Raw genomic sequence first — 25,329 nt, 5'->3', positions numbered from 1 at the left:
ATTCACAATTTGCGCGCGATAATATCACACTTGTTTTGTTACGCACGGCTCCACCAGCCATTTCTGCCAGCTTGCCGTCACCTGGGCGCGCTCTGCGGTAAAACAGTCCAGCGCCACGTGGCCCGGCTGTTCCTGCAATGCCAGGTGATGAAGTTCATCGCGCAGCGTGGTGTAGGCGCGGGTTAAGGCCTGCGCCTCCTGCTCGTCCATGATGTCGTTTTGCGCCAGCAGTTCCAGAATGCGCACGTTATCGGACCAGCGCGTCAGCTTCGGCTTGTCGTGGGCATGCAGCAGCACCAGGTACTGAGTGATGAACTCAATATCGGTAATCCCGCCCTCATCGGCTTTGATATCAAAGCGATCGCGATGTTTGTTACCCAAATGCGCGCGCATTTTCTCACGCATTTCGCGCACTTCAGTTTGCAGGGTGCTGCCCTCGCGCGGGGTCGTCATGACTGACTTGCGGATCGCATCGAACTGCGTTTTGAGCTGCGGATCGCCGTACACCACGCGGGCGCGCACCAGCGCCTGATGTTCCCACGTCCAGGCTTCGTTCTTCTGATAATCGGCAAACGCGTCCGTCGAGGTGACCAGCATGCCTGCCGCGCCGGACGGGCGCAGGCGCGCGTCCACCTCGTACAGAATGCCCGACGAAGTGCGGGTGCTGAACAGGTGCATGATGCGCTGGGCCAGGCGCAGGTAGAACTGCCGCCCGTCAATCTCACGCTCGCCGTCGGTCATGACGTCTGCCGGACAGTCGTGGAGGAAAATCAGATCCAGATCGGAGCTGTAGCCCAGCTCCCAGCCGCCCAGCTTGCCGTAACCGACCACGGCAAACCCTCGCCCCTCGCGGTCAGCAAGATGCTTCGGCTGGCCGTAGCGGGCCACCATCTGCACCCACGCCTGATGGACTACCGCGTCGATGATCGCCTCCGCCAGCCAGGTTAAGTGATCGCTCACTTTCATTACCGGCAGCGTACCGGCGATATCCGCCGCCGCCACGCGCAGCATCTGCGCCTGCTTAAACTGACGCAGCGCCTCGAGCTGTTGCTCTTCGTCCTCTTCCGGCACGCGCAGCAGATACTGGCGCAGCTCGTCGCGGTAGGCGTCCATCGCCGTCGGCTGATAGAGCGTGTTCGGGTCAAGCAGTTCGTCCAGCAGCAGCGGGTATCGCGCCAGCTTGTTGGCCACCATCGGCGACGCGGCGCAGAGGGAAATCAGGTGTTTCAGCGCGCCGGGAAACTCGCTCAGCAGTTCAAGATAGGTGGTACGCGTGATAATCCCGCTCAGCAGCGGCATCATGCGCGACAGCGGCACCGGCGCATCCTCGCGGGAGCAGACCTCGCTCAGCAGGTGCGGCATCAGATGATCCAGCACCTGACGACCGCGCGGCCCAATGGCGCGCTTGTTCAGCTCAAGACGGAAATCGGCAATCAAGGCCACCACGCGATGGCGGGCGTCGTCGCTTAAGTGCGCCAGCACCGGCGTGGTGTCATCTTCCTGGAGCGCGTCCTGCCACAGTTCGCGCCAGTGCTCGGAGAGCGCATCGTCCGGCGATTCACTTTCGTCGTCACCAATAAGATCGTTAAAGATGCGGCGAACGCCTGCCATATGGGCATCCAGCCGTTCGGTCAACGTTGACCAGTCATCCACCCGCATGCCCCAGGCCAGACGCGCCCGGTTCAGCTCATCTCCTGGCAACGTCTGGGTCTGTTCGTCGTTGATGCTTTGCAGCAGGTTTTCCAGACGGCGCAGGAACAGATAGGCCTCGCGCAGGGTTTGCGCGTCGCCGTCCGGCAGCAAATGCAGTTGCTCAATGGCGCTCAGCGTCGGCAGCAGCGAGCGGGACTGCAGCGACGGCTCACGCCCGCCGCGGATCAGCTGGAAGACCTGAACGATAAATTCGATTTCGCGGATGCCGCCCGCGCCGAGCTTGATGTTGTCCTTCAGGCCGCGACGGCGCACCTCGCGGGCGATCATCCCTTTCATATTGCGCAGGGACTGGATCACGCTAAAGTCGATGTAACGGCGGAACACGAACGGGCGCAGCATGGCGCGCAACTCGTTGGCGTAGGCGTCGTCGCTGTCGCCCATGATCCGCGCTTTGACCATCGCGTAACGCTCCCAGTCGCGCCCCTGCTCCTGGTAATAATCTTCCAGCGCGGCGAAGCTCAGCACCAGCGGGCCGCTGTCGCCAAACGGGCGCAGGCGCATGTCCACGCGGTAAACAAAGCCGTCCTGCGTAGGCTGGTCCAGCGCCTTAATCAGACGCTGCCCGAGTCGGGTAAAGAACTGGGCGTTATCCAGCTCGCGACGACCGCCTCGCGTGGCGCCATTCTCCGGCCAGGCAAAGATCAGGTCGATATCCGAGGAGAAGTTCAGCTCGCAGCCGCCCAGCTTGCCCATCCCCAGAATCAACAGCGGCTGCGGAACCCCTTCTTCGCTGCACGGCGTGCCCCACTCTTTACAGCAGGCGGCGTAGAGCCAGTCCCGCGCGGCGACAATCAGCGTCTGCGCCAGCTCGCTCAGCTGCTGCAAGGTGCTCTCTTCACTCACCAGCTCCAGCGCCTGCGCCCAGGCAATGCGCACCATCACCCGGCGGCGGAACTGACGCAGAACGCGCATCAGCGTGGCTTCATCCGCCACCTCTGCCAGCGCGGTTTGCAGCCAGCCAGCATAGTGCCGCCACTCATCAGCCTGCGGCGGCGCGCTTTCCAGCTCTGCCAGCCAGTCAGGATTGGCGCTGACGCTCTCCTGCACAAAATCACTGAACGTGAGCACGCTTTTCGCCTGCTCGCTTAACGATGACGCGGGTAACGACTCGGGCAGACGTTCGCAAACGGTCTGCCAGTGCTGCTGTAACTGCGAAGAAAGCGGCATATCAGGGGTTCCTTGCCAGAATTAACGTTTTCCGCTGTGCAGCCAGTATGGATCCTGCGAAATGGCTTCGTTGCGGAAATGCTCGATCTCAATCTGCTGACGGGTCTCAATGGCATGCTTAAGCCCCTGCCAGTTCTCCAGCCAGGCCTGCGCCTTCACGCCCTCGTACGCTCCCGACAGAAGCAACATGCTGTCGATATTACGCGCCAGGCGGGGAAGCTGGTCGCCATACTGGTCGCCCAGCGGATGCGCGAAAGTGGTTCTCAGCTCGGCGGCGTGGCGGGAAAGATGGATATCCGCGAAGCGTTTAAAGTTGTCCGCGATTTTGGTCTGCGCTTTTGCATCGAGGAAGACGCGCCAGCCGCGCGTCACCAGAAACTCGGTCAGCGCCAGTTTTGCCGCGGCATTTTGCGGGCTATAAAGCGCGGTTTGCGCCGACACGTCGGAAAGCAGCAGCGTTTCGGTCTGGGTCAGCAGATCGCGTAAGTGAGCGCTAGCTTTACGCGGTACGATACCGCCAAACAGCGTCAGGGTATGACGCACCAGACCAATAGCGGCCAGCACCTGTTTTTTGGCATTTTTGACGTTACGCGCCCACAGTTCTTCATGGTACTGCCATTGGGAGAGCGCCAGCTCCAGCGCCGCTTCCATGCCCTGCTCAATGCTGGCTTTCGGGACGACGCGCAAAATCGGAGTCTCTCTCAGCACGCGTGGCGCATTTCCGGCAGCCAGGTGGTAGCCGCGCGCCGCTTTGCTCAAGCTGCCCTGACGTAAACCCGGCTGGCTTACCAGCTTGCGCGCCAGCTTCAGCACGTCGCTCGCATCCCCTTCCAGAAGTTCCAGCTCCAGCTCGCAGATCGGTTCCTGGAACTCACCCGCCTTCACCTCGCCTAAATCCAGCGCGATTTCAATGCGGCTCTTGCCTTCCGTCACCAGCCATTTCTCGCGAGCGAAATCGGTGCTGAACAGTGGCTGCACCTGCCCTGCCAGCGTGGCGGGCAGTTCGCCTTCCGGCCAGACTTCCGCCGGGAAACGTTCCAGCTCAAGTTCTGGCTTACTGATGTCGATATTGTATTCCGGGCGCTGATGCAAACCGCCGACCACGCGGCCGGCGATTTTCATCGTCATCTCGTAGCGTCCGTTCGCGCCGCGGATACGCAGCCCCATATCGTGGTTGCGCAGCCAGTTGTCCGGCGTTTCGTAGTAGATGTTGAGCAACGGTACGGGTTCATGGTGCTCGCCGGAGAGCGTATTCAGATGCTGACGGAGCGCGTCAACGCTGTCTTTTTCGACGATAAATTTTAATTCGATTTCCTGAGCCATAGCCTTGTACTTTTGCGGGCGTCACAGACGCGTCAATGAGGGCGAACTTCCTCGCCATTTATTTGTCAGTACATAGTATTTTGCGCCAAATTGCCATGCAATGAGCAATTTGTCGGGCGTAAATGTGTAGAGTCGTGACACAGATGATTCTGATTGCTGATGAATGCTTTGCGTAGAGACACTGTTGCCACTACTATCGTTCCACTTTTTATGAAAATAACGACTAATGATGCTTAAATTACGCCTGATTGGACTTACTTTACTCGCTTTTAGCGCCGCAACCGCAGTGCACGCTGAAGAGAAGCGTTACGTTTCTGACGAACTTAACACCTGGGTGCGCAGTGGCCCCGGAGACAATTATCGCCTCGTGGGCACGGTGAATGCCGGCGAGGAAGTCACCCTGTTGCAGACCAACGCGGAGACCAATTACGGTCAGGTTCGCGACAGTTCCGGCCGTACCTCCTGGATCCCAATGAAAGAGCTGAGCACCGTGCCAAGCCTGCGCACCCGCGTGCCGGATCTGGAAAACCAGGTGAAGACACTGACCGACAAGCTGAACAACATCGACGGGACCTGGAACCAGCGCACCGCTGAAATGCAGCAGAAAGTGGCGCAGAGCGACGGCGTGATCAACGGTCTGAAAGAAGAGAATCAAAAGCTCAAAAACGAGCTGATCGTCGCGCAGAAAAAAGTGAACGCCGCGAACCTGCAGCTTGATGACAAACAGCGCACTATTATCATGCAGTGGTTTATGTATGGCGGCGGCGTGCTGGGCGTTGGTCTGGTGCTGGGTCTGGTTCTGCCACATCTGATCCCAAGCCGTAAGCGTAAAGATCGCTGGATGAACTAATTCGTCTTCTCTGCCAGACTTACGTATCATTCTGGAAAAGAGAAAACGGGAGAGTTAGGCGTGAAGAGTTATCTGGTCGGTGGTGCGGTACGTGATGCGTTGTTAGGTCTGCCGGTCAAAGATAAAGACTGGGTGGTGGTGGGCGCCACCCCGGAAGAGATGCTTGACGCGGGCTACCAGCAGGTAGGCCGCGATTTTCCCGTGTTCCTGCATCCGAAAAGCCGGGAAGAGTACGCCCTGGCGCGTACCGAACGGAAATCCGGTTCCGGTTATACCGGCTTCACCTGCTACGCCGCGCCGGATGTGACGCTGGAGCAGGATCTGCTGCGCCGCGATCTCACCATTAACGCCCTGGCCCAGGACGAAAACGGCCATATCATCGACGCCTACGGCGGGCAGGACGACCTGCGCGATCGTCTTTTGCGTCACGTCTCCCCGGCATTTTCTGAAGATCCGCTCCGCGTGCTGCGCGTGGCGCGTTTTGCCGCGCGTTACGCGCATCTGAGCTTCCGTATTGCGGATGAGACGATGGCGTTGATGACGGCCATGACCGAGGCGGGCGAGCTGGAACACCTGACGCCGGAGCGCGTCTGGAAAGAGACGGAAAATGCCCTCACCACCCGCAACCCGCAGGTCTTTTTCCAGGTTCTGCGCGACTGCGGCGCGCTGAAGGTGCTGTTCCCGGAAATCGACGCGCTGTTTGGCGTGCCCGCACCGGCGAAATGGCATCCCGAAATTGATACCGGCGTACACACGCTGATGACGCTGAGCATGGCCGCCATGCTCAGCCCTGAGGTGGACGTACGTTTTTCCACCCTGTGCCACGATCTCGGCAAAGGCTTAACGCCGAAAGAGTTCTGGCCGCGCCATCACGGGCACGGTCCGGCGGGGGTAAAGCTGGTTGACGGGCTCTGCCAGCGTCTGCGCGTGCCGAATGACATCCGCGATCTGGCAAAGCTGGTCGCCGAGTTCCACGACCTGATCCATACCTTCCCGATCCTGAAGCCCGCCACCATCGTGAAGCTGTTCGATAATATCGACGCCTGGCGCAAGCCGCAGCGCGTGGAGCAGATTGCGCTCACCAGCGAAGCGGACGTGCGCGGCCGCACCGGGTTTGAAGCGTCCGATTATCCCCAGGGGCGTTTGCTGCGCGAAGCGTGGGAAGTCGCAAAAGCGGTGCCAACGAAAGACGTGGTTGAGGCAGGATTTAAAGGCCCGGAGATTCGCGAGGAGCTAACCAAACGGCGGATTGACGCGGTTACCGCGTGGAAGGAAAAGCGTTGCCCTCAGCCGAAAGAGTGAGGGCAATCGGTTATCAGAAGAAGACCACGTACACCGCAGCCGCGACGATAAAGCGGTAGATCGCGAACGGAATAAACGAGATACGCTTAATCAGCTGCAGGAAGGTTTTGATGGCAATCAGCGCCACGATAAAGGCGGTGATAAAGCCCACGGCAAACATCGGAATATCGCCTGTGGTCAGGAAGCCAATGCTTTTGTAAAGGTCCAGCGCGGTGGCGCCCATCATCATCGGCACCGCCAGCAGGAACGAGAACTCGGACGCCGCATAGCGGCTCACGCCCATCAGCATCCCGCCTGAAATGGTCGCACCTGAACGGGAGAAGCCCGGCCACAGCGCCAGACACTGGAAGCAGCCAATGATAAACGCCTGACGATAGGTCATATCGTCCAGGCCTTCCGCACGCGGGACTTTTGGCTTCAGCACTTCCGCGGCAATCAGCAGGAAACCGCCCACCACCAGCGCGTACATGACGTTAATCGGGTTAAACAGCGATTTAATGGTGTCGTGGAATACCAGCCCCAATACCACCGCCGGGATCATCCCGAGCAGGATGTGAATCAGCGTCAGGCGGCCTTTGCCCTCTCCTTCACGCTGCGGCAGACGGCCAAAATGGATGCCGATCAGGCCAAACAGGCGACGCCAGAACATCACCACCACCGCCAGAATCGAGCCCAGCTGAATTACCACCTCAAACGTCTTTGCGGTATCGCCTTCGAAGCCCAGCAGATGGCCAACGATAATCATATGGCCCGTACTGGAAACCGGCAAAAACTCCGTCAATCCTTCGACCACACCCAGAATTGCCGCCACCAGCAGCGAGTGCATATCGCTCATCTATAAACCCCTAAAAAAAGATATAAAAAAACGGTTGCCCCTAACGGCTACCGTGAAAGATACAGCCTTAAGACCGATATAACCTAAAATGGTTTAGCAATTATGACGTTAATTGTTTCCTTTCAGATTTGTGCCACGCTCGATAATCACGCCTACGTTGGCCGCGCGCGCCACTGCCCCCGGCTTGCTCAGCTTAATGCGTACCCACGGTGAGTTGAATTTGGTCAGCAGCAGATCCGCCACCTCTTCCGCCACCCGTTCCACCAACGCAAAACGCTGTCCTTCCACGTGGCCGATCACCGCTTCGCTGATGTCGGCATAGCTCAGACAGTCATTCACGTCATCGCTTTTTGCCGATTTGCGGTTATCCCATCCCATTTCGATATCGAACACCAGTTTCTGCTCGATGGTCTGTTCCCAGTCGTAAACACCAATTGTGGTGATTACCGAAAGTTGCTCTATAAATACAATATCCATCACGACCTGCCTGCTTTTTGGCTAAACCGGATACCACTTCCGGCGAATTATGCGTATTATCCACAGATGCTGAGAATACAGATACATTTTCAAAACGGAACAGCGTTATGAGTGCAATCGCGCCTGGAATGATCCTCCTCGCCTATCTTTGCGGCTCAATCTCCAGCGCCATTCTGGTCTGCCGCATTGCCGGGTTACCTGACCCGCGTGAAAGTGGTTCCGGGAATCCGGGAGCGACCAACGTGCTTCGAATTGGCGGCAAGGGAGCAGCCGTAGCGGTTTTGATTTTTGATGTTCTGAAGGGGATGCTACCCGTCTGGGGCGCGTATGCGCTGGGCGTCACGCCATTCTGGCTGGGGCTCATCGCCATCGCCGCCTGCGTCGGCCATATCTGGCCCGTATTCTTCGGCTTTAAAGGCGGCAAAGGGGTGGCGACCGCCTTTGGTGCCATCGCGCCCATCGGATGGGACTTAACCGGCGTCATGGCCGGGACCTGGCTGCTGACCATTCTGCTGAGCGGCTATTCGTCGCTGGGTGCCATCGTCAGCGCGCTGATCGCCCCATTTTACGTCTGGTGGTTTAAACCCCAATTCACCTTCCCGGTATCGATGCTCTCCTGCCTGATCCTGCTGCGTCATCACGACAATATCCAGCGCCTGTGGCGACGCCAGGAAACGAAGATCTGGACGAAGCTCAAGCGAAAGAAAAAAGATCCCGAGTAGGCGGTTAGTTATGCCTTATAACCAAATGTGATTTTTGTCACCTTCTGCCTGTGGTAACTGTTAGAGACACAACACAACCACACAATAAAGAAAATGGCAGAAATCACAGACACCACTCCCCTTTCAACGGTAGGAATTCCCCCTGATGGCGACATTCAGTGGGTGCGCAGTGCATCGGACGTTTCACGTCTCGTTAATGACGGCTCACAGGGCCGGGCTAACGCCCGGATCGTGGTCGGTATCGCTCTGGGCGGGATTTTCCTCGATGCCTACGATCTGGGCGCGCTGGCCTTTGGTATCAAAGACATTACCCGCGAATTTAACCTGACGCCCGCCGGTACCGGCATGGTGGCCTCGGCAATTACCTTTGGTGCGATTGTCGGGGCGCTGCTCGGCGGTTACCTCACGGATAAAATCGGGCGCTACCGCGTCTTTATGGCCGACATGGTATTCTTTGTCGTCGCCGCTATCGCCTGCGCGCTGGCCCCGAATGAATATGTGCTGGCGGGCGCGCGCTTTGTGATGGGCCTTGGCGTGGGGATCGACCTTCCCGTGGCGATGGCGTTCCTGAGCGAGTTTGCCAGGCTGAAAGGGCCGGGCAATAAGGCCTCCAGCGTCGCGATGTGGTGCCCTACCTGGTATGCGGCGATCAGCATCTCTTACCTTCTGGTTCTCTTTTTCTACGCAGTGCTGCCGGAAAGCCACAGCGACTGGCTCTGGCGTTTGATTCTCGGCTTTGGCGCGGTACCCGCGCTGGTGATTATCGCCATCCGCAGCCGCTATATGAGCGAATCGCCGGTCTGGGCGGCGAATCAGGGCAACCTGAAAGAGGCGGCGTCCATTTTGCGGCAGTCGTACAATATTAACGCTCACGTCCCGCAGGATGCGCTCACCCAGCCTGCGCCTGTCGTGAATAAAGCCAAATGGTCGAACTATCTGAACCTGTTCCGCGGCATCTATCTGCGGCGTACCACGCTCGCCACGCTGCTGTCCGTCGTCTCCTCGTTCGCCTATAACGCCGTGGCCTTTGGCCTGCCGGTGATTATTTCAAGCTTCTTCGTGCAGTCTATGCTGACCACTATTGTGATCTCGCTGGCGCTGAACCTGCTTTTTGCGTTTATCGGCGGATTACTGGCGGTGCGCTATGTGCCGCGCTTCGGCGCGTGGCGGATGTCGCTGGCGGGTTACGCCTGTCAGCTTGTGGCGCTGCTGGGGCTGGCGCTGATTGGTCGACCGGACGGTGCTTCTGAAGGGGTGCTTGCCGTGGCGATGCTGGCGCTTTTCCTGTTCGGTCAGGGATTTGGCCCGGGCGCGCATACCATGACGTTCGCCTCGCTGAGCTACCCGACCTCGCTGCGCGGCGTGGGCGTGGGTCTCAACCAGACGCTGATGCGCAGCAGCTCCACGCTGTCGCTGTTCCTGTTCCCGCTGCTGGTCGCGTCTCTCGACACCGCCGTGTTCTGGGTGATTGCGCTGGCGCCGTTTATCGGTCTGGCGTCATTGCTGGCGATCCGCTGGGAGCCGTCCGGGTATGATGTGGATGCGGAGGACTACCGGTAACGACACATCGCTTCGGTGGGTTCACCCCCACCGAAGTGCGCTTACAAATCTTCCAGCAGCGTTCGGGAGAGTTTTTTTAGCATTTCCAGCTCATCATCATTCATTCGCATGCTGCAGCGAATCTGGTCCGGCAGCGCCATCACCTGCTTTTTCAGTTCTTTCGCCTTATCGGTCAATACGACATTTTTCATCCTTTCATCCCCCACAACCGCGATACGGTTGAGAAAACCTTTTGCCTCAAGCTTCTGAACCAGCGGGGTCAATGTGCCTGAATCAAAATAGGTTTTATCGCTGAGATCGCGAAGCGGGATGTTGTCTTTCTCATAAAGCGCCATCAAAACAACAAATTGCGGATAGGTCAGATCCATCTCCTGCAGCAGGGGGCGATACTGGCGCACGAACGCATTGGTGACCGAGTACAGCGAGAAGCACAATAAATCATCTAGTGTTTTGTTTTCTTTCATTTTTCTATCAACCCTGAATCTGTTGTCTAAAAAAAATTATAAATAATGTTTGACTAAAAGTATCTTGCGCGCAAGTATTACATCAACAACTAAGTAGCGCACTATTTAGTTATCCAATCAAATACGTTAAAAGGGGTACCACCATGAAAACATTAACCGCCATCTTGATTTCTTCCGTCTTCACGTCAGCCGCGGCATCCGCTCAAACCACCAATACTCCAGCCCCGACCGCAGGCGTACAGGCATTTCTTGATGTCCTGAATGCTGGCAAAGGGAAACCGATGGAACAGATGACCCCGCAGGAGGCCCGCCAGGTACTGATCGGCGCACAGCAAGGAGCAAAATTGCCGCCCGCTCAGGTGACTGAAAAAACGATCCAGGTCAATGGCCAGACGATCGCCCTAAAAATTGTGAAGCCTGAACATGCTGCCGGTACGCTCCCGGTATTTATGTTCTTCCACGGTGGCGGTTGGGTGCTGGGTGATTTTCCAACCCACGAACGTTTAATCCGCGATCTGGTTCGCGCATCAGGCGCCGCAGCGGTTTACGTTGATTACACACCGTCACCTGAAGCCCATTTCCCGGTGGCAATCAATCAGGCCTATGAAGCGACAAAATGGGTAGCCGAGCACGGCCAGGAAATTGGCGTGGACGGCAGCCGTCTGGGCCTGGTTGGTAACAGCGTGGGCGGCAACATGGTGGCTTCAGTGGCGTTGCAGGCCAAACAGTTTAATGGGCCAAAAATTCGCTACAACGTGATGCTCTGGCCAGTGACGGACGCCAGCTTTGATACGGCTTCCTATCACCAGTTCGAAAATGGCTATTTCCTGTCAAAAAACATGATGAAGTGGTTCTGGGATAACTACACCACCAGCGCTGCCGATCGTAACAATATCCTTGCCTCTCCGCTTCGCGCCAGCACTGCACAGTTGAAAGGCTTCCCGGAGACGCTGATTCAGACAGCTGAGCTGGACGTTCTGCGGGATGAAGGTGAAGCATTCGGGCGTAAACTGGATGCGGCTGGCGTCCCGGTGACCGTCACGCGCTATAACGGCATGATCCACGATTACGGCCTGCTTAACCCGCTGAGCCAGGAGCCAACGGTTAAAGTCGCCCTTGAGCAGGCAGGTGCAGCATTGCATGACCACCTGAAATAGGATCGTCATGCTTCATACAGAGCACGGCCCCGGGCCGTGCTTTTTAATTTCCTCTATCCATAAGCGACTCATATGACAGCCTTCATTTCCGCCAGGGCATACTGAAACGACCCCGATGATGCGCAGATGGAAGCAGCATGTTAGCAGCTCAGATCACTGATAATACGTATAAAGGCTGGCAGGCGTCGCTTGCCCTGCAGTTTTGTCACACCCCTGAGAAAACCCTCCTGCGTTCCGCTCGACACGTCGGGCCGCTCACCGTACAACGTCCGTTTTATCCCGAAGGAAAAACCTGCCACCTCTATCTGCTGCACCCGCCCGGCGGCGTCGTGGGCGGCGATACGCTGGATATTTCCGTTCGGCTCGATGCCAAAAGCCACGCGCTTATCACCATGCCCGGCGCCAGCAAGTTCTACCGCAGCAGCGGCCCGCAGGCGCGTCTGAGCCAGCACTTTTATCTTGATGAAAACGCCACGCTGGAGTGGCTGCCGCAGGACACCATTATCTTTCCCGGCGCGAACACCGCGCTGCGTTCCGTCTTCCACCTTAAGGCCTCCAGCACGCTGCTGGCGTGGGAGCTGTACTGCCTGGGCCGCCCGGTAATCGGTGAGACCTTCAGCCACGGCACGCTGGAGAGCCGCCTTGAGGTGTGGGTGGATGACGAACCGCGCCTGATAGAGCGCCAGCACCTCGGCGACGGCGATCTCACGCCCGTTGCCGGACACCCATGGATCGGCACCCTGCTGTTCTATCCGGCCCGGGAAGAACATCTCGACACGGTGCGCGCGCTGCTCGCGCCTCTGGGCCATTTTGCAGGGGCAACGCTCACCGACGATCTGCTGTCGGTGCGTTTTCTCTCCCACGACAACCTGATTTGCCAGCGGGCGATGCGCGACATCTGGCAGTCGCTTCGCCCGCTTCTTACTACCAAAACCGCCTGTTCGCCGCGCATCTGGCAGACATAAGAGAAACGTTATGGAACTGACCCCCAGAGAAAAAGACAAGCTGTTGCTGTTTACCGCCGCGCTGGTTGCCGAACGCCGCCTTGCGCGCGGGGTAAAGCTCAACTACCCGGAATCGGTCGCGTTGATCAGCGCCTTCATCATGGAAGGCGCGCGCGACGGCGAAACCGTCGCCGCGCTGATGGAGGCGGGCCGCCACGTCCTGACGCGCGATCAGGTGATGGAGGGCGTGCCGGAGATGATCCCGGATATTCAGGTGGAAGCCACCTTCCCGGACGGCTCCAAGCTCGTCACCGTCCACAACCCGATCGTGTAAGGAGCACGTGATGATCCCAGGTGAATACCAGATCCAGCCCGGCACTATTGCGATCAACGTCGGGCGAGACACTCAAAGCGTGATTGTGGAAAACCACGGCGACAGGCCGATCCAGGTGGGATCGCACTATCACTTTTACGAGGTCAACCCGGCGCTGAAGTTTGATCGCGAAGCCACCAGGGGCTACCGGCTGAACATTCCGGCGGGCACCGCCGTGCGCTTCGAGCCAGGCCAGAAGCGAGAGGTGACGCTGGTACAGGTGACGGGCGCGCAGCGCATTTTTGGCTTTCGCGGCGAGGTCATGGGCGAGGTGAAACATGGCTGAAATTTCACGTCAGGCGTATGCCGACATGTTCGGCCCCACTACCGGGGATAAAGTGCGGCTGGCGGACAGCGAGCTGTGGATCGAAGTGGAAGACGATCTCACGGTCTACGGCGAAGAGGTCAAGTTCGGCGGCGGGAAGGTGATCCGCGACGGCATGGGCCAGGGGCAGATGACCGCTGACGGCTGCGTGGATCTGGTGCTCACCAACGCGCTGATCGTCGACCACTGGGGGATCGTGAAGGCCGATATCGGCGTGAAGAACGGGCGGATCTTCGCCGTCGGCAAAGCCGGGAACCCGGACATTCAGCCCGGCGTGACGATCCCGATCGGCGCTGCGACGGAAGTGATTGCCGCCGAGGGGAAGATCGTCACCGCTGGCGGGATCGACACCCACATCCACTGGATCTGCCCGCAGCAGGCGGAAGAGGCGCTGGTCTCCGGCGTCACCACCATGATTGGCGGCGGCACCGGACCGGCGGCGGGCACCAACGCCACCACCTGCACGCCGGGGCCGTGGTATATCGCCCGCATGCTGCAGGCCGCCGATACGCTGCCGGTGAATATTGGCCTGCTCGGCAAAGGTAACGGCTCCAACCCGGATGCCCTGCGCGAGCAGATCGCCGCCGGCGCCATCGGGCTGAAGATCCACGAAGACTGGGGCGCGACGCCCGCGGCGATCAACTGCTCGCTGGAGGTGGCCGAAGAGATGGATATTCAGGTGGCGCTGCACAGCGACACGCTGAACGAGTCCGGGTTTGTCGAAGACACGCTGGCGGCCATCGGCGGGCGCACGATCCACACCTTCCACACCGAAGGCGCGGGCGGCGGCCACGCGCCGGATATCATCACCGCCTGCGCGCACCCGAATATTCTGCCCTCTTCCACCAACCCGACCTTGCCCTACACGGTGAACACCATCGACGAGCACCTCGACATGCTGATGGTTTGCCATCACCTTGACCCGGATATCGCCGAGGACGTGGCGTTTGCCGAATCCCGCATTCGCCGGGAGACCATCGCTGCGGAAGACGTGCTGCACGATATCGGCGCGTTCTCGCTCACCTCGTCAGATTCGCAGGCCATGGGCCGCGTCGGGGAAGTGATTATCCGCACCTGGCAGGTGGCGCACCGCATGAAGGTCCAGCGCGGCGCGCTGCCGGAAGAGACGGGCGATAACGACAACTTCCGGGTGAAGCGCTATGTCGCCAAATACACCATCAACCCGGCACTGACCCACGGCATCGCCCATGAAGTCGGTTCGATTGAGGCGGGCAAGCTGGCGGATCTGGTGGTCTGGTCCCCCGCCTTCTTTGGCGTAAAACCGGACACCATAGTCAAAGGCGGGATGATCGCCTGCGCGCCGATGGGCGACATCAACGCCTCGATCCCCACGCCGCAGCCGGTGCATTACCGCCCGATGTTTGGCGCGCTGGGCGCCGCACGTCACGCCACGCGGCTGACGTTTGTTTCTCAGGCGGCCCACGCGAACGGCATCCCGCAGCAGCTCAGCCTGCAGAGCGCCACGGCGGTGGTAAAAGGCTGCCGGACGGTGAAAAAGGCCGACATGATCCACAACGATTTACAGCCGAATATCACCGTTGACGCGCAAACCTACGAGGTGCGCGTCAACGGCGAGCTGATAACCAGCGAACCGGCCGACGTTCTGCCGATGGCGCAACGCTATTTCCTGTTTTGAGGAGTGAAGATGATCTATTTGACCCAACGTCTGGACCACGCGCACCCGATCACCGCCAGCGTCACGCTGCCGATTGACGTGCGGGTGAAAAGCCGCGCCCGCGTGGCGCTTAACGACGGGCGCGAAGCCGGACTGATGCTGCCGCGCGGCCTGCTGCTGCGCGGGGGCGACCTGTTGACCACCGACGACGGCAGCGAAGTGATCGAAGTGATCGCCGCCCCGGAGTCGGTTTCCGTGGTGCGCTGCGCCGATCCGTTCCTGCTCGCCCGCGCCTGCTACCACCTGGGCAACCGCCACGTGCCGCTGCAGGTCATGCCCGGCGAGCTGCGTTATCACCACGATCACGTTCTCGACGACATGCTGCGCCAGTTCGGGCTGGAGGTAACCTTCGCCAGCCTGCCGTTTGAACCGGAAGCGGGCGCTTACACTAGCGATGCCCACAGTCACTCTCACGCTCATTCACATTAAGGATCAATCATGCGCAAGTATTTACCGCTATTACTGCTGGCTTTTTCCGTTCCCGCGCTCGCGCATCCCGGCCACGGCGCCGACAGCTTTCAGGCTGGTTTTTTCCATCCGCTGACCGGGCTGGATCACCTGCTGATGCTGACCGGGGCTGGCGTGCTGTCTGCCCTGAGCGGCCGCAAGCTCCTGCTGCCGTTTGCCACTCTCGGCATGATGCTTGTCGGCGCCGTTGCGGGCAGCCTGCTCGGCGGCTTTAGCGGCATGGAGATGCTGATTATCGCCTCGCTGGCGGTCTGCGGCGTGATGATGTTTAAAACTGAAAACCGCCTGCTGCTGGCGGTACCTGCCCTGGCGATGTTCCACGGCTGGGCGCACGGCGTGGAGATGTCTGGCCACAGCTTTTGGCTGTTCACTAGCGGGTTTATGTTCGCCAGCGCGACGGTGCTGTGCGCCAGTTTCGCCGCAGGCTTGCTGCTGCGCCGTCACGACGGGCTGCGTAAAACCTTCGGCGGCGGGTTGATCGTCTCCGCCCTGCTGGCGCTGATGAGCTGATGGAGCATGCCCGCCAGCGGCTGCGCCTGATGCAGCTCTCCAGCAGCAGCCTGCCGGTCGGGTCGTTTACCTGGTCGCAGGGGCTGGAGTGGGCCGTTGAGGCGGGCTGGGTTACGAGCACCGACGCCTTCAGGCGCTGGCAGATCCAGCAGATGGAGCAAAGCTTTTTCTGCGTCGATCTGCCGATGTTTATCCGGCTGTTCCGGGCCTGCGAACAGCAGGACGTCGCGGCAGCAAAACGCTGGACGGCATATTTGCTCGCCTGCCGGGAAACGCGCGAGCTGCGCGAAGAGGAGCGCAACCGTGGTGCGGCCTTTACGCGCCTGATTAAAAGCTGGGAGCCGAACTGCCCGGCAGAGTGGCTGCCGCTGTTTGCACAGAGCCAGCTCTGCGGCATGGCGTGGCTCGGCGTGCGCTGGGGCATTGGCGCGCGCGAGCTGGCGCTGAGCCTCGGCTACAGCTGGATAGAGAGCGCAGTGATGGCGGGCGTCAAGCTCGTCCCCTTCGGACAGCAGGCGGCGCAGCAGCTGATTATCGAGCTGAGCGACCATTTTGCCGCCGGGTTTGAACAGGCATTTTTACGTGGCGACGACGCGCTGGGGGCAGCTACGCCACTGTCGGCCATCGCCTCCGCGCGCCACGAAACACAATATTCACGACTATTCCGTTCCTGAGGAGTCAACATGGCTGATTACAAACATCCCCTGCGCGTTGGCGTGGGCGGCCCGGTAGGCTCGGGCAAAACCGCCCTGCTGGAAGCGCTCTGCAAGGCAATGCGCGACACGTACCATCTGGCGGTGGTGACCAATGATATCTACACCAAAGAGGATCAGCGCATCCTCACCGAGGCGGGCGCGCTTGAGCCGGAGCGCATCGTGGGCGTGGAGACGGGCGGCTGCCCGCATACCGCCATCCGCGAAGATGCCTCAATGAACCTCGCGGCGGTAGAAGCACTCAGCGAGAAGTTCGGTAATCTGGATCTGATCTTCGTTGAAAGCGGCGGCGACAACCTGAGCGCGACCTTCAGCCCGGAGCTGGCGGACCTGACTATTTACGTGATCGACGTGGCCGAAGGGGAAAAAATCCCGCGCAAGGGCGGACCGGGGATCACCAAATCCGATTTTCTGGTGATCAACAAAACTGACCTCGCGCCGTACGTCGGTGCGTCGCTGGAGGTGATGGAGCGTGATACCAACCGCATGCGCGGCGAGCGCCCGTGGACCTTTACCAACCTGAAGGCGGGTGACGGTCTGGGGACGATTATTGCGTTTCTGGAAGAGAAAGGGATGCTGCGGGTGTAGTCGTAAATTTCCCTCTCCCCTGTGGGGAGAGGGTTAGGGTGAGGGGGTTACGCCTCAGGCAGTTCCGCCAGCGGCCAGCGCGGACGCACGGACACGCTCAGGTCGGACGTTGCCCCCGCATTCAGGCGCACCATACCGGCGTAGGCGATCATCGCCCCGTTATCGGTACAGAATTCCGGACGCGCATAGAACACTTCCCCGCGACGCTTTTGCATCATCTCCGCAAGCTTCGCGCGCAGCGTGCGGTTGGCGCTGACGCCGCCCGCCATCACCAGACGCTTAAACCCGGTCTGATCCAGCGCGCGCTTGCACTTGATCATCAGCGTATCCACCACCGCGTCTTCAAACGCGCGGGCGATATCGGCGCGGGTCTGGTCGCTGTCGTCGTTATTGCGGATCGTGTTGGCCGCGAAGGTTTTCAGCCCGGAGAAGCTGAAGTCCAGCCCCGGACGGTCGGTCATCGGGCGCGGGAAAACAAAGCGCCCTTCCGTTCCCTGCGACGCCATTTTAGAGAGCATCGGGCCGCCTGGGTAATCCAGACCCAGCAGCTTGGCGGTTTTATCGAACGCTTCGCCGGCGGCGTCGTCGATCGACTCGCCCAGCAGCTCGTACTTGCCAATACCCGTTACGCTAATCAGCTGGGTATGCCCACCGGAGACCAGCAGCGCCACGAACGGGAATTCGGGCGGATTCTCTTCCAGCATCGGTGCCAGAAGATGCCCTTCCATGTGGTGAACCGGAATGGCGGGAACGTCCCACGCGAAGGCCAGCGAACGCCCTACCGTCGCGCCGACCAGCAGCGCACCGACCAGACCCGGCCCTGCGGTATAGGCTACGGCGTCAATATCGGTTGAGCTTAATCCGGCCTCTTTCAGCGCCGCCTGAATCAGGGGAACCGTTTTACGCACGTGGTCACGAGAGGCCAGTTCAGGTACGACGCCGCCGTAGTCAGCGTGCAATTTCACCTGACTATACAGCTGGTTGGCCAGAAGCCCTTTTTCGTCGTCGTAAATGGCGATGCCGGTTTCATCGCAGGATGTTTCAATACCCAGTACACGCATGACTTGTTTTACCTCGTTTCAATACCGCGCAGTGTAGAGCCTGGGCGGGTTGATGTAAAACTTTGTTCGCCCCAGGAAGAAGGCTCGTGTATACTCCTCCCCCTTATTAAAGTCCCTTTCAAAATCGCATCGGTGCTTTACAAAGCAGCAGCATTTGCAGTAAAATTCCGCACCATTTTGAAATAAGCTGGCGTTGATGCCAGCGGCAAACCGAATTTATTAAAGGTGAGAGTTACATGCCGGTAATTAAAGTACGTGAAAACGAGCCGTTCGACGTAGCACTGCGTCGCTTCAAACGTTCATGCGAGAAAGCAGGTGTTCTGGCTGAAGTTCGTCGTCGTGAGTTTTATGAAAAACCAACGACCGAACGTAAGCGCGCTAAAGCTTCCGCTGTGAAACGTCACGCGAAGAAACTGGCTCGCGAAAACGCACGCCGTACTCGTCTGTACTAATCTGTTGAGGGCCAACGCCCTCAATTGACAGACAGAGTAGTAGTCGTAAGGCCGTGCTTCCGGAAGGAATGCGCGGCTTGTTTTCGTTTATAAGTCGCTTAAATTTTTGGGGCATATGGCCGGAAGAATCCCACGCGTTTTCATCAATGACCTGCTCGCCAGAACCGACATCGTCGATCTCATCGACGCGCGGGTAAAGCTGAAAAAGCAGGGCAAGAACTACCATGCGTGCTGTCCGTTCCATAACGAAAAAACCCCCTCCTTCACCGTAAACGGTGAAAAGCAGTTTTACCATTGCTTCGGCTGTGGCGCACACGGTAATGCCGTCGATTTTTTAATGAACTACGACAAGCTCGAGTTCGTTGAAACCGTCGAAGAACTGGCGGCGATGCATAATCTTGAAGTGCCGTATGAAGCAGGCAGTGGGCCAAGTCAGATCGAGCGCCATCAGCGGCAAACGCTGTATCAACTGATGGATGGCCTGAATTCGTTTTACCAACAGTCTCTTAAGCACTCTGCGGCTGAGCCTGCGCGTCAGTATCTGAACAAGCGCGGACTGAGCGACGATGTGATTGCGCGTTTCGCTATTGGTTACGCCCCGCCCGGCTGGGACAACGTGTTAAAGCGTTTTGGCGGCAATAGCGAAGATCGTAAATCCCTCATCGACGCAGGCATGCTGGTCACTAACGACCAGGGACGAAGCTACGACCGCTTCCGTGAACGGGTGATGTTCCCGATCCGCGACAAGCGTGGCCGGGTAATTGGTTTTGGTGGTCGCGTGCTGGGTGATGCCCTGCCGAAATACCTCAACTCTCCGGAAACCGATATTTTCCATAAGGGCCGCCAGTTGTACGGTCTTTATGAGGCGCAGCAGGACAATGCGGAACCTCCGCGTCTGCTGGTCGTCGAAGGCTATATGGACGTCGTTGCGCTGGCGCAGTACGACATTAACTACGCGGTTGCGTCGTTAGGTACGTCCACCACTGCCGATCATATTCAACTGCTGTTCAGGGTGACCAACAACGTCATCTGCTGTTACGACGGTGACCGAGCCGGACGCGACGCCGCCTGGCGAGCGCTGGAAACCGCGCTGCCGTATATGACCGACGGACGTCAGCTACGCTTTATGTTCCTGCCCGACGGTGAAGACCCGGATACGCTGGTGCGTAAAGAGGGCAAAGCGGCATTCGAAGCGCGGATGGAGCAGGCACAGCCGCTCTCCACGTTTCTGTTTAACAGCCTAATGCCGCAGGTGGATTTGAGTACCCCTGACGGGCGCGCGCAGCTCAGTACTCTGGCGCTGCCGTTAATCAGCCAGGTGCCCGGCGAAACGCTGCGCATCTATCTGCGTCAGGAGTTAGGCAACAAGCTCGGTATCCTGGATGACAGCCAGCTTGAACGTTTAATGCCTAAACAGGCTGAAAACGGCACGGTTCGCCCCGCGCCTCAGCTAAAACGCACAACCATGCGTATACTGATAGGGTTACTGGTGCAAAACCCCGAACTTGCTCCGCAAGTGCCGTCGCTGGCGGGTTTGAACCACGAAAAGTTGCCCGGACTTGGCTTATTTTCAGAACTGGTCAACACTTGTTTGTCTCAGCCAGGTCTGACCACCGGACAACTTTTAGAGCATTATCGCGGCACAAAAGAGGCCGCTACCCTTGAAAAACTGTCGATGTGGGACGATATAGCAGATAAGGAAATTGCAGAAAAAACGTTCACCGACTCGCTCAACCATATGTTTGATTCGATGCTTGAGTTGCGCCAGGAAGAGTTGATAGCTCGCGAGCGCACCCATGGCTTAAGCAGCGAAGAACGCCGGGAGCTCTGGATGATTAACCAGGAACTGGCGAAGAAATAAAAAATTTAACGGCTTAAGTGCCGAATATCGATCGGGAAGCCCCCGGCAGCCGCACTGAGAGGCAGCGGCAAAAATATAAGTACGCCCTCGCTTTAAAGGTTGGCAGCACCATCGCCGACACCAATCAAACGAATTAAGTGTGGATACCGTCTTATGGAGCAAAACCCGCAGTCACAGCTGAAACTTCTTGTCCAACGCGGTAAGGAGCAAGGCTATCTGACCTATGCCGAGGTCAATGACCATCTGCCGGAAGATATCGTCGATTCAGACCAGATCGAAGACATCATCCAAATGATCAATGACATGGGCATTCAGGTGATGGAAGAAGCACCGGATGCCGATGATCTGTTGCTGGCTGAAACCTCCAACAACACTGACGAAGATGCGGAAGAAGCTGCTGCACAGGTCCTGTCCAGCGTGGAATCTGAAATCGGGCGTACCACTGACCCGGTCCGCATGTACATGCGCGAAATGGGTACCGTTGAACTGTTGACCCGCGAAGGCGAAATTGACATCGCAAAACGCATCGAAGACGGGATCAACCAGGTTCAGTGCTCTGTTGCCGAATACCCGGAAGCGATTACCTATCTGCTGGAGCAGTACGATCGCGTTGAAGCGGAAGAAGCGCGCCTGTCTGACCTGATCACCGGTTTTGTCGACCCGAACGCTGAAGAAGATATGGCTCCTACCGCCACTCACGTCGGTTCTGAGCTGTCTCAGGAAGAGATGGATGACGACGAAGATGAAGATGAGGAAGAAGACGACGACAGCGCGGACGATGACAACAGCATCGACCCGGAACTGGCGCGCGAGAAGTTTGCCGAGCTGCGTACCCAGTACGAAGTAACGCGTGACACCATCAAAGCGAAAGGCCGCAGCCATGCCGCCGCTCAGGAAGAGATCCTTAAGCTGTCTGAAGTATTCAAACAGTTCCGCCTGGTGCCAAAACAGTTCGACTACCTGGTAAACAGCATGCGCGTGATGATGGATCGCGTACGCACCCAGGAACGCATCATCATGAAGCTGTGCGTTGAGCAGTGCAAAATGCCGAAGAAGAACTTCATCACCCTCTTCACCGGCAACGAAACCAGCGAAACCTGGTTCAACGCGGCTATCGCGATGAACAAGCCGTGGTCTGAAAAACTGCACGACGTGAAGGACGATGTCTATCGCGGTCTGCAGAAGCTGCAGCAAATTGAAGAAGAGACCGGCCTGACCATCGAGCAGGTCAAAGACATCAACCGTCGTATGTCCATCGGTGAAGCGAAAGCGCGCCGTGCGAAGAAAGAGATGGTTGAGGCGAACTTGCGTCTGGTTATCTCTATCGCTAAGAAATACACCAACCGCGGTCTGCAGTTCCTGGATCTGATTCAGGAAGGCAACATCGGTCTGATGAAAGCGGTAGATAAGTTTGAATACCGTCGTGGTTATAAGTTCTCTACTTACGCGACATGGTGGATCCGTCAGGCGATCACCCGCTCTATCGCGGACCAGGCACGCACCATCCGTATTCCGGTTCATATGATTGAGACCATCAACAAGCTCAACCGTATCTCCCGCCAGATGCTGCAGGAGATGGGCCGCGAGCCGACGCCGGAAGAGCTGGCCGAGCGCATGCTGATGCCGGAAGACAAGATCCGTAAAGTGCTGAAGATCGCCAAAGAGCCAATCTCCATGGAAACACCAATCGGTGACGATGAAGATTCGCATCTGGGGGATTTCATCGAGGATACCACCCTCGAGCTGCCGCTGGACTCGGCTACAACCGAGAGCCTGCGTGCCGCCACTCACGACGTTCTGGCTGGCCTGACCGCCCGTGAAGCAAAAGTGCTGCGTATGCGTTTCGGTATCGACATGAATACCGACCACACGCTGGAAGAAGTGGGTAAACAGTTCGACGTGACACGCGAACGTATCCGTCAGATCGAAGCGAAGGCGCTGCGTAAGCTGCGTCATCCAAGCCGCTCTGAAGTGCTGCGTAGCTTCCTGGACGACTAATCCTGGTAAACAGCAAAAAGCTCCCAATCGGGAGCTTTTTTTTTGTTTATTCCCTCTCCCCGTGGGAGAGGGCCAGGGTGAGGGCATCAGGCCGCAAAGGAGCTAAAGCCCCCGCACCATCAGCGCCTCATCCAGCTCCCTGTAGGCCTCCACCAGCTTATCCAGCGTCGCTCTGTTGAGCCCGCTAGGATTCGGCAACACCCACACCTGCGTAACGCCAATGGTGATGCTCTGCTTACCCCACTTAGCCCCGCGCTGGCTGAACGCCTGCTCGTAGGCCTGCTTACCGAGGATCGCCAGCGCGGCGGGCTGATAGTCTTCAATCTTCTTCACCAGTTCCCGCCCGCCGCTGCGCAGCTCATGCAGGTTGACCTCGCTTGCCTGTACCGTCGGCCGCTCGACCAACATGGTAATTCCGCAGCGCGTGTCCAGCAGGTGCTGCTCCTCTTCCGGCTTGAGTAACCTGTCGGTAAACCCGGCCTGGTAGATCACCTTCCAGAAGCGATTGCCCGGATGGGCGAAGTGAAAGCCGGTGTGCGCCGAGGACTTTCCCGGATTGATTCCGCAAAACACCACCCTCAGGCCAGGGGCCAGAATGTCGTTGATCATCTTTACTCCCGCTGATACGTCGTAATGGAAGTATAAAGGATTGATAATGCGTTGTTTATAAAAACAGCAGGCAGGTGTGAATGGCTGGATTGCTGCGGGGAGTTACTTTATAATTCACCGCCACGGCCCCTTAGCTCAGTGGTTAGAGCAGGCGACTCATAATCGCTTGGTCGCTGGTTCAAGTCCAGCAGGGGCCACCAAATTTTAGATGTAGAATCAAAGAATTAAGCCACTCGATTGAGTGGCTTTTTTATTGGTTTTTTATGAGCCGGTGGCACCGCCGTTAACCGTGGCTCATCGAAGCCGTTCGGACACGTTCAGAGGCGCCAGGAGTTGCAATCAGACGCTCCACGGATTCCATCGTCACGAACGTACAGCTGCAGTCCACATTGGTGCACTGATGATAGCGCTCTTTGGTGTTTTCACTTAAATAGCGACTGGTACGCGCATGCGCTGAATGCTTGCACTTAGGACAATGAAACATATACCCTCCGTTTAATTCACTTTATGTGAATCAATAATACTCAAAAACAACGTAATGGCAAATGAATTACTCTCTATCCACAGAAAACTTTTCGTCGGTGACGTTCAGCTCAAGGTTAAGCTGCGTGGTAAATCCACTCCCGCTCAGCGTATGAACCACTTCGCTGATGATCCACGCCTGCTCGTCAATGACTCGTTTAAAGCCGTTAACCAGCACCGGCGTTTCGGGAAACAGATCGGCTCGCCCCAGCGCCAGCTGGATAGAAAATTTCACAGTTCCCCGCTGAAGCGCGCGCCACTTCGCCTCCGCAGCCCTGAGCGCCTGCTCTTCAGATGCATACACCGTAGCAAGCTCAAACACGTTCTCCGCCGATCCCACCAGCCTCTCTTGCGGCTTCGGCTCCATGCCTTTAGCTCCCGACGCGGCGGCATCCGGATGCTGTAGCACCTCTGTGGGCTGCCCCCCAATCTGGCGATTAATACTCAATTGAGGATTCTGCTGTTTTGGATCGCGCGTTTGCAGCCATTTGGCCGTCACGCCGGAATAACTTTCACGGTCGGCGACGGAAAAAAGGTGCCGATCGCCATCCCCACGTTCAATCATCATTAAGGGAATCGCTGTGCCGCTGGCCGTCACGGCCTGGCCCGCTTTCATGAAAATGACCTTCCCGGCTTTGATGGAAACAAATGCACCATTGCGTTCGGCCAGGCGGGTGAGAAACGCCGCGTCAGTCTCCTGAGACTGGTCAATATGAGAAATGGCAATGGATGAAAGCCCAGCCGCAACGCTTGTGGTCAACTGGTTCCGCTGAGCAATAGTAGTGACTATCGCGCCGATCGTCGTGTCATGCCACGACTGTTCGCGCCGCACGTTTAGCTTCCCACGAAAATCCGCGCTGCATCCCCGAATGGTCAGGGTGTCCGGCGCCCCCCGAAATTCAATTGTGTCGATCGTGAAGTTCCCTTTCGGCTGGAGCGGAGCTCCCTCCCACCCCAGCCATAAGGAGAGCGTTGCTCCCCGGGCTGGCAGGTCTAACAGCCCATCGGAATCATCCAGTTGAATATCCAGCTGATCGGCTTCCAGCCCACGTTTGTCGGTCATAGATAAACTGATAAGGCGGTGGCTGAAATTTTGCGTGATATCACGGTCGTTAAGCTTAAGCATAAAGTCAGGGGCGATTTTGCCGCCCGCCCGGATATTCATCTCGGCGATCATCCCACCAGCCCTCCAATGCTATTACGTGCGCTCGTCACCAGCTCTTCAGCCTGCGTTCTCAGATCGCCAAACATCTTCATCAGCGATTCGTCCACGCGTTTTAGCGACAGGGAAAATTCAATTTTTCGCGCGGTACCATCACTGTAAAAATCCGAATGCGTGTGCGTGACTTTCTCAATGATAAACATGCCGTGAATGATGCCGGTACCATCTATCAACGGCCATGCCCGCCCTTCATTCGCCATCAGCTCAACCGCCTTGAGAGAAAGCCGCCCTCCCGTCAGCTCCGGGTAAAGTACTCCGGTGAGGCTAAAGGAGGTCTCACCTTCGCCAAGATATTGCCAGGCTTTGGGCTTCCCGATGCGATCGTTGGACGCCCAGCGGTAGTCCTTTGTAAACTGCATTGTCTGATACGGTAAGGTTCGTCGTTCAAAGACAAACAGACCCAGCACCATTAACATT

At 57.9% G+C, this 25,329-nt stretch carries 26 protein-coding genes and 1 tRNA gene; 17 read left to right on the top strand and 10 right to left on the bottom strand.

The window, feature by feature from the left end; translation table 11 throughout:
- Positions 1–24: 24 nt before the first annotated feature.
- Positions 25–2,880, bottom strand: coding sequence for a bifunctional [glutamate--ammonia ligase]-adenylyl-L-tyrosine phosphorylase/[glutamate--ammonia-ligase] adenylyltransferase (gene glnE, locus A6013_RS05615; RefSeq protein WP_048959461.1), 2,856 nt, complete (start codon positions 2,878–2,880; stop codon positions 25–27).
- A gap of 21 nt (positions 2,881–2,901) precedes the next feature.
- The gene (locus A6013_RS05610; RefSeq protein ID WP_028014456.1) at positions 2,902–4,203 is read right to left on the bottom strand and encodes an inorganic triphosphatase; all 1,302 of its coding nucleotides are present in this window, start codon (positions 4,201–4,203) and stop codon (positions 2,902–2,904) included.
- Positions 4,204–4,432: 229 nt separating this feature from the next.
- On the opposite strand from A6013_RS05610, the gene A6013_RS05605 reads away from it, so the two are divergent.
- On the top strand, positions 4,433–5,053 hold the full coding sequence (locus tag A6013_RS05605; RefSeq protein ID WP_028014457.1) for a TIGR04211 family SH3 domain-containing protein: 621 nt from the start codon (positions 4,433–4,435) through the stop codon (positions 5,051–5,053).
- Positions 5,054–5,113: 60 nt separating this feature from the next.
- Positions 5,114–6,355 carry a multifunctional CCA addition/repair protein gene (locus A6013_RS05600; protein WP_028014458.1) on the top strand — a complete coding sequence of 414 codons (1,242 nt, stop codon included), beginning with the start codon at positions 5,114–5,116 and terminating at the stop codon, positions 6,353–6,355.
- A gap of 13 nt (positions 6,356–6,368) precedes the next feature.
- Here A6013_RS05600 and bacA read toward each other — a convergent pair whose 3' ends face one another.
- The gene (gene bacA, locus A6013_RS05595) at positions 6,369–7,190 is read right to left on the bottom strand and encodes an undecaprenyl-diphosphate phosphatase (RefSeq protein WP_028014459.1); all 822 of its coding nucleotides are present in this window, start codon (positions 7,188–7,190) and stop codon (positions 6,369–6,371) included.
- 108 nt (positions 7,191–7,298) lie between these two features.
- Entirely contained in the window at positions 7,299–7,667 is a 369-nt protein-coding gene (folB, locus tag A6013_RS05590; RefSeq protein ID WP_045261137.1) for a bifunctional dihydroneopterin aldolase/7,8-dihydroneopterin epimerase, read from the bottom strand.
- Between the two features lie 107 nt (positions 7,668–7,774).
- On the opposite strand from folB, the gene plsY reads away from it, so the two are divergent.
- Together plsY and A6013_RS05580 are read left to right on the top strand one after the other, a co-directional pair.
- Positions 7,775–8,389 (top strand): glycerol-3-phosphate 1-O-acyltransferase PlsY, encoded by a 615-nt coding sequence (gene plsY / locus A6013_RS05585; protein ID WP_014833311.1) that lies wholly within the window; start codon positions 7,775–7,777, stop codon positions 8,387–8,389.
- A gap of 93 nt (positions 8,390–8,482) precedes the next feature.
- Complete coding sequence (locus tag A6013_RS05580) at positions 8,483–9,949, top strand: MFS transporter (RefSeq protein WP_069732686.1); 1,467 nt, start codon at positions 8,483–8,485, stop codon at positions 9,947–9,949.
- A 41-nt stretch (positions 9,950–9,990) separates the two neighbouring features.
- Here the strand turns inward: A6013_RS05580 and A6013_RS05575 are convergent, their stop codons facing one another.
- Positions 9,991–10,413: a MarR family winged helix-turn-helix transcriptional regulator gene (locus A6013_RS05575; RefSeq protein WP_047367377.1), complete on the bottom strand. Its 423-nt coding sequence runs from the start codon at positions 10,411–10,413 to the stop codon at positions 9,991–9,993.
- Between the two features lie 143 nt (positions 10,414–10,556).
- On the opposite strand from A6013_RS05575, the gene A6013_RS05570 reads away from it, so the two are divergent.
- The 9 genes from A6013_RS05570 (at position 10,557) to ureG (ending at position 17,187) form a co-directional block, all read left to right on the top strand.
- Positions 10,557–11,570 carry an alpha/beta hydrolase gene (locus A6013_RS05570; RefSeq protein ID WP_049138354.1) on the top strand — a complete coding sequence of 338 codons (1,014 nt, stop codon included), beginning with the start codon at positions 10,557–10,559 and terminating at the stop codon, positions 11,568–11,570.
- Between the two features lie 137 nt (positions 11,571–11,707).
- Entirely contained in the window at positions 11,708–12,535 is an 828-nt protein-coding gene (locus tag A6013_RS05565; protein WP_069732685.1) for an urease accessory protein UreD, read from the top strand.
- A 10-nt stretch (positions 12,536–12,545) separates the two neighbouring features.
- Positions 12,546–12,848: an urease subunit gamma gene (locus A6013_RS05560; protein ID WP_041908071.1), complete on the top strand. Its 303-nt coding sequence runs from the start codon at positions 12,546–12,548 to the stop codon at positions 12,846–12,848.
- Positions 12,849–12,858: 10 nt separating this feature from the next.
- Positions 12,859–13,173, top strand: coding sequence for an urease subunit beta (locus A6013_RS05555; protein WP_049000594.1), 315 nt, complete (start codon positions 12,859–12,861; stop codon positions 13,171–13,173).
- The gene (ureC, locus tag A6013_RS05550; protein WP_069732684.1) at positions 13,166–14,869 is read left to right on the top strand and encodes an urease subunit alpha; all 1,704 of its coding nucleotides are present in this window, start codon (positions 13,166–13,168) and stop codon (positions 14,867–14,869) included. The genes A6013_RS05555 and ureC overlap by 8 nt, the downstream gene beginning before the upstream one ends.
- 9 nt (positions 14,870–14,878) lie before the next feature.
- Complete coding sequence (gene ureE / locus A6013_RS05545) at positions 14,879–15,337, top strand: urease accessory protein UreE (protein WP_049138363.1); 459 nt, start codon at positions 14,879–14,881, stop codon at positions 15,335–15,337.
- Positions 15,338–15,346: 9 nt separating this feature from the next.
- On the top strand, positions 15,347–15,886 hold the full coding sequence (locus A6013_RS05540) for a HupE/UreJ family protein (RefSeq protein WP_049138365.1): 540 nt from the start codon (positions 15,347–15,349) through the stop codon (positions 15,884–15,886).
- Positions 15,886–16,560, top strand: coding sequence for an urease accessory protein UreF (locus tag A6013_RS05535; protein ID WP_028014469.1), 675 nt, complete (start codon positions 15,886–15,888; stop codon positions 16,558–16,560). The genes A6013_RS05540 and A6013_RS05535 overlap by 1 nt, the downstream gene beginning before the upstream one ends.
- Before the next feature lie 9 nt (positions 16,561–16,569).
- Positions 16,570–17,187, top strand: coding sequence for an urease accessory protein UreG (gene ureG, locus A6013_RS05530; RefSeq protein ID WP_022651876.1), 618 nt, complete (start codon positions 16,570–16,572; stop codon positions 17,185–17,187).
- A 47-nt stretch (positions 17,188–17,234) separates the two neighbouring features.
- On the opposite strand, the gene tsaD is transcribed toward ureG, so the two are convergent.
- The gene (gene tsaD / locus A6013_RS05525; RefSeq protein WP_028014471.1) at positions 17,235–18,248 is read right to left on the bottom strand and encodes a tRNA (adenosine(37)-N6)-threonylcarbamoyltransferase complex transferase subunit TsaD; all 1,014 of its coding nucleotides are present in this window, start codon (positions 18,246–18,248) and stop codon (positions 17,235–17,237) included.
- A 236-nt stretch (positions 18,249–18,484) separates the two neighbouring features.
- Between tsaD and rpsU the strand changes: the two genes are divergently transcribed.
- The 3 genes from rpsU (at position 18,485) to rpoD (ending at position 22,559) form a co-directional block, all read left to right on the top strand.
- Positions 18,485–18,700, top strand: a complete 216-nt coding sequence (gene rpsU, locus A6013_RS05520) for a 30S ribosomal protein S21 (RefSeq protein WP_001144069.1) — start codon at positions 18,485–18,487, stop codon at positions 18,698–18,700.
- A 115-nt stretch (positions 18,701–18,815) separates the two neighbouring features.
- Positions 18,816–20,561 carry a DNA primase gene (gene dnaG, locus A6013_RS05515; protein ID WP_028014472.1) on the top strand — a complete coding sequence of 582 codons (1,746 nt, stop codon included), beginning with the start codon at positions 18,816–18,818 and terminating at the stop codon, positions 20,559–20,561.
- Between the two features lie 153 nt (positions 20,562–20,714).
- Complete coding sequence (rpoD, locus tag A6013_RS05510) at positions 20,715–22,559, top strand: RNA polymerase sigma factor RpoD (RefSeq protein WP_028014473.1); 1,845 nt, start codon at positions 20,715–20,717, stop codon at positions 22,557–22,559.
- Positions 22,560–22,661: 102 nt separating this feature from the next.
- Here rpoD and mug read toward each other — a convergent pair whose 3' ends face one another.
- Positions 22,662–23,168, bottom strand: a complete 507-nt coding sequence (mug, locus tag A6013_RS05505) for a G/U mismatch-specific DNA glycosylase (protein ID WP_023333460.1) — start codon at positions 23,166–23,168, stop codon at positions 22,662–22,664.
- Positions 23,169–23,292: 124 nt separating this feature from the next.
- On the opposite strand from mug, the gene A6013_RS05500 reads away from it, so the two are divergent.
- A tRNA-Ile gene (locus tag A6013_RS05500) sits at positions 23,293–23,368 on the top strand.
- Positions 23,369–23,451: 83 nt separating this feature from the next.
- Here the strand turns inward: A6013_RS05500 and A6013_RS05495 are convergent.
- The 3 genes from A6013_RS05495 to A6013_RS05485 all read right to left on the bottom strand — a co-directional run bounded on the left by A6013_RS05495 (position 23,452) and on the right by A6013_RS05485 (position 25,328).
- Positions 23,452–23,652, bottom strand: coding sequence for an ogr/Delta-like zinc finger family protein (locus tag A6013_RS05495; RefSeq protein WP_045631357.1), 201 nt, complete (start codon positions 23,650–23,652; stop codon positions 23,452–23,454).
- Between the two features lie 66 nt (positions 23,653–23,718).
- Positions 23,719–24,867, bottom strand: a complete 1,149-nt coding sequence (locus tag A6013_RS05490) for a phage late control D family protein (RefSeq protein WP_041908058.1) — start codon at positions 24,865–24,867, stop codon at positions 23,719–23,721.
- On the bottom strand, positions 24,864–25,328 hold the full coding sequence (locus tag A6013_RS05485; RefSeq protein WP_041908056.1) for a phage tail protein: 465 nt from the start codon (positions 25,326–25,328) through the stop codon (positions 24,864–24,866). The genes A6013_RS05490 and A6013_RS05485 overlap by 4 nt, the downstream gene beginning before the upstream one ends.
- Between the last annotated feature and the right edge of the window lies 1 nt (position 25,329).

Origin of the sequence: Enterobacter sp. IF2SW-B1, from assembly GCF_001743375.1 — a bacterium.
In the GTDB taxonomy this organism is placed as follows: Bacteria; Pseudomonadota; Gammaproteobacteria; order Enterobacterales; family Enterobacteriaceae; genus Enterobacter; species Enterobacter bugandensis.
Note: the sequence above shows the minus strand (reverse complement) of the source record. Positions and strands in the feature narration are given on the sequence as shown.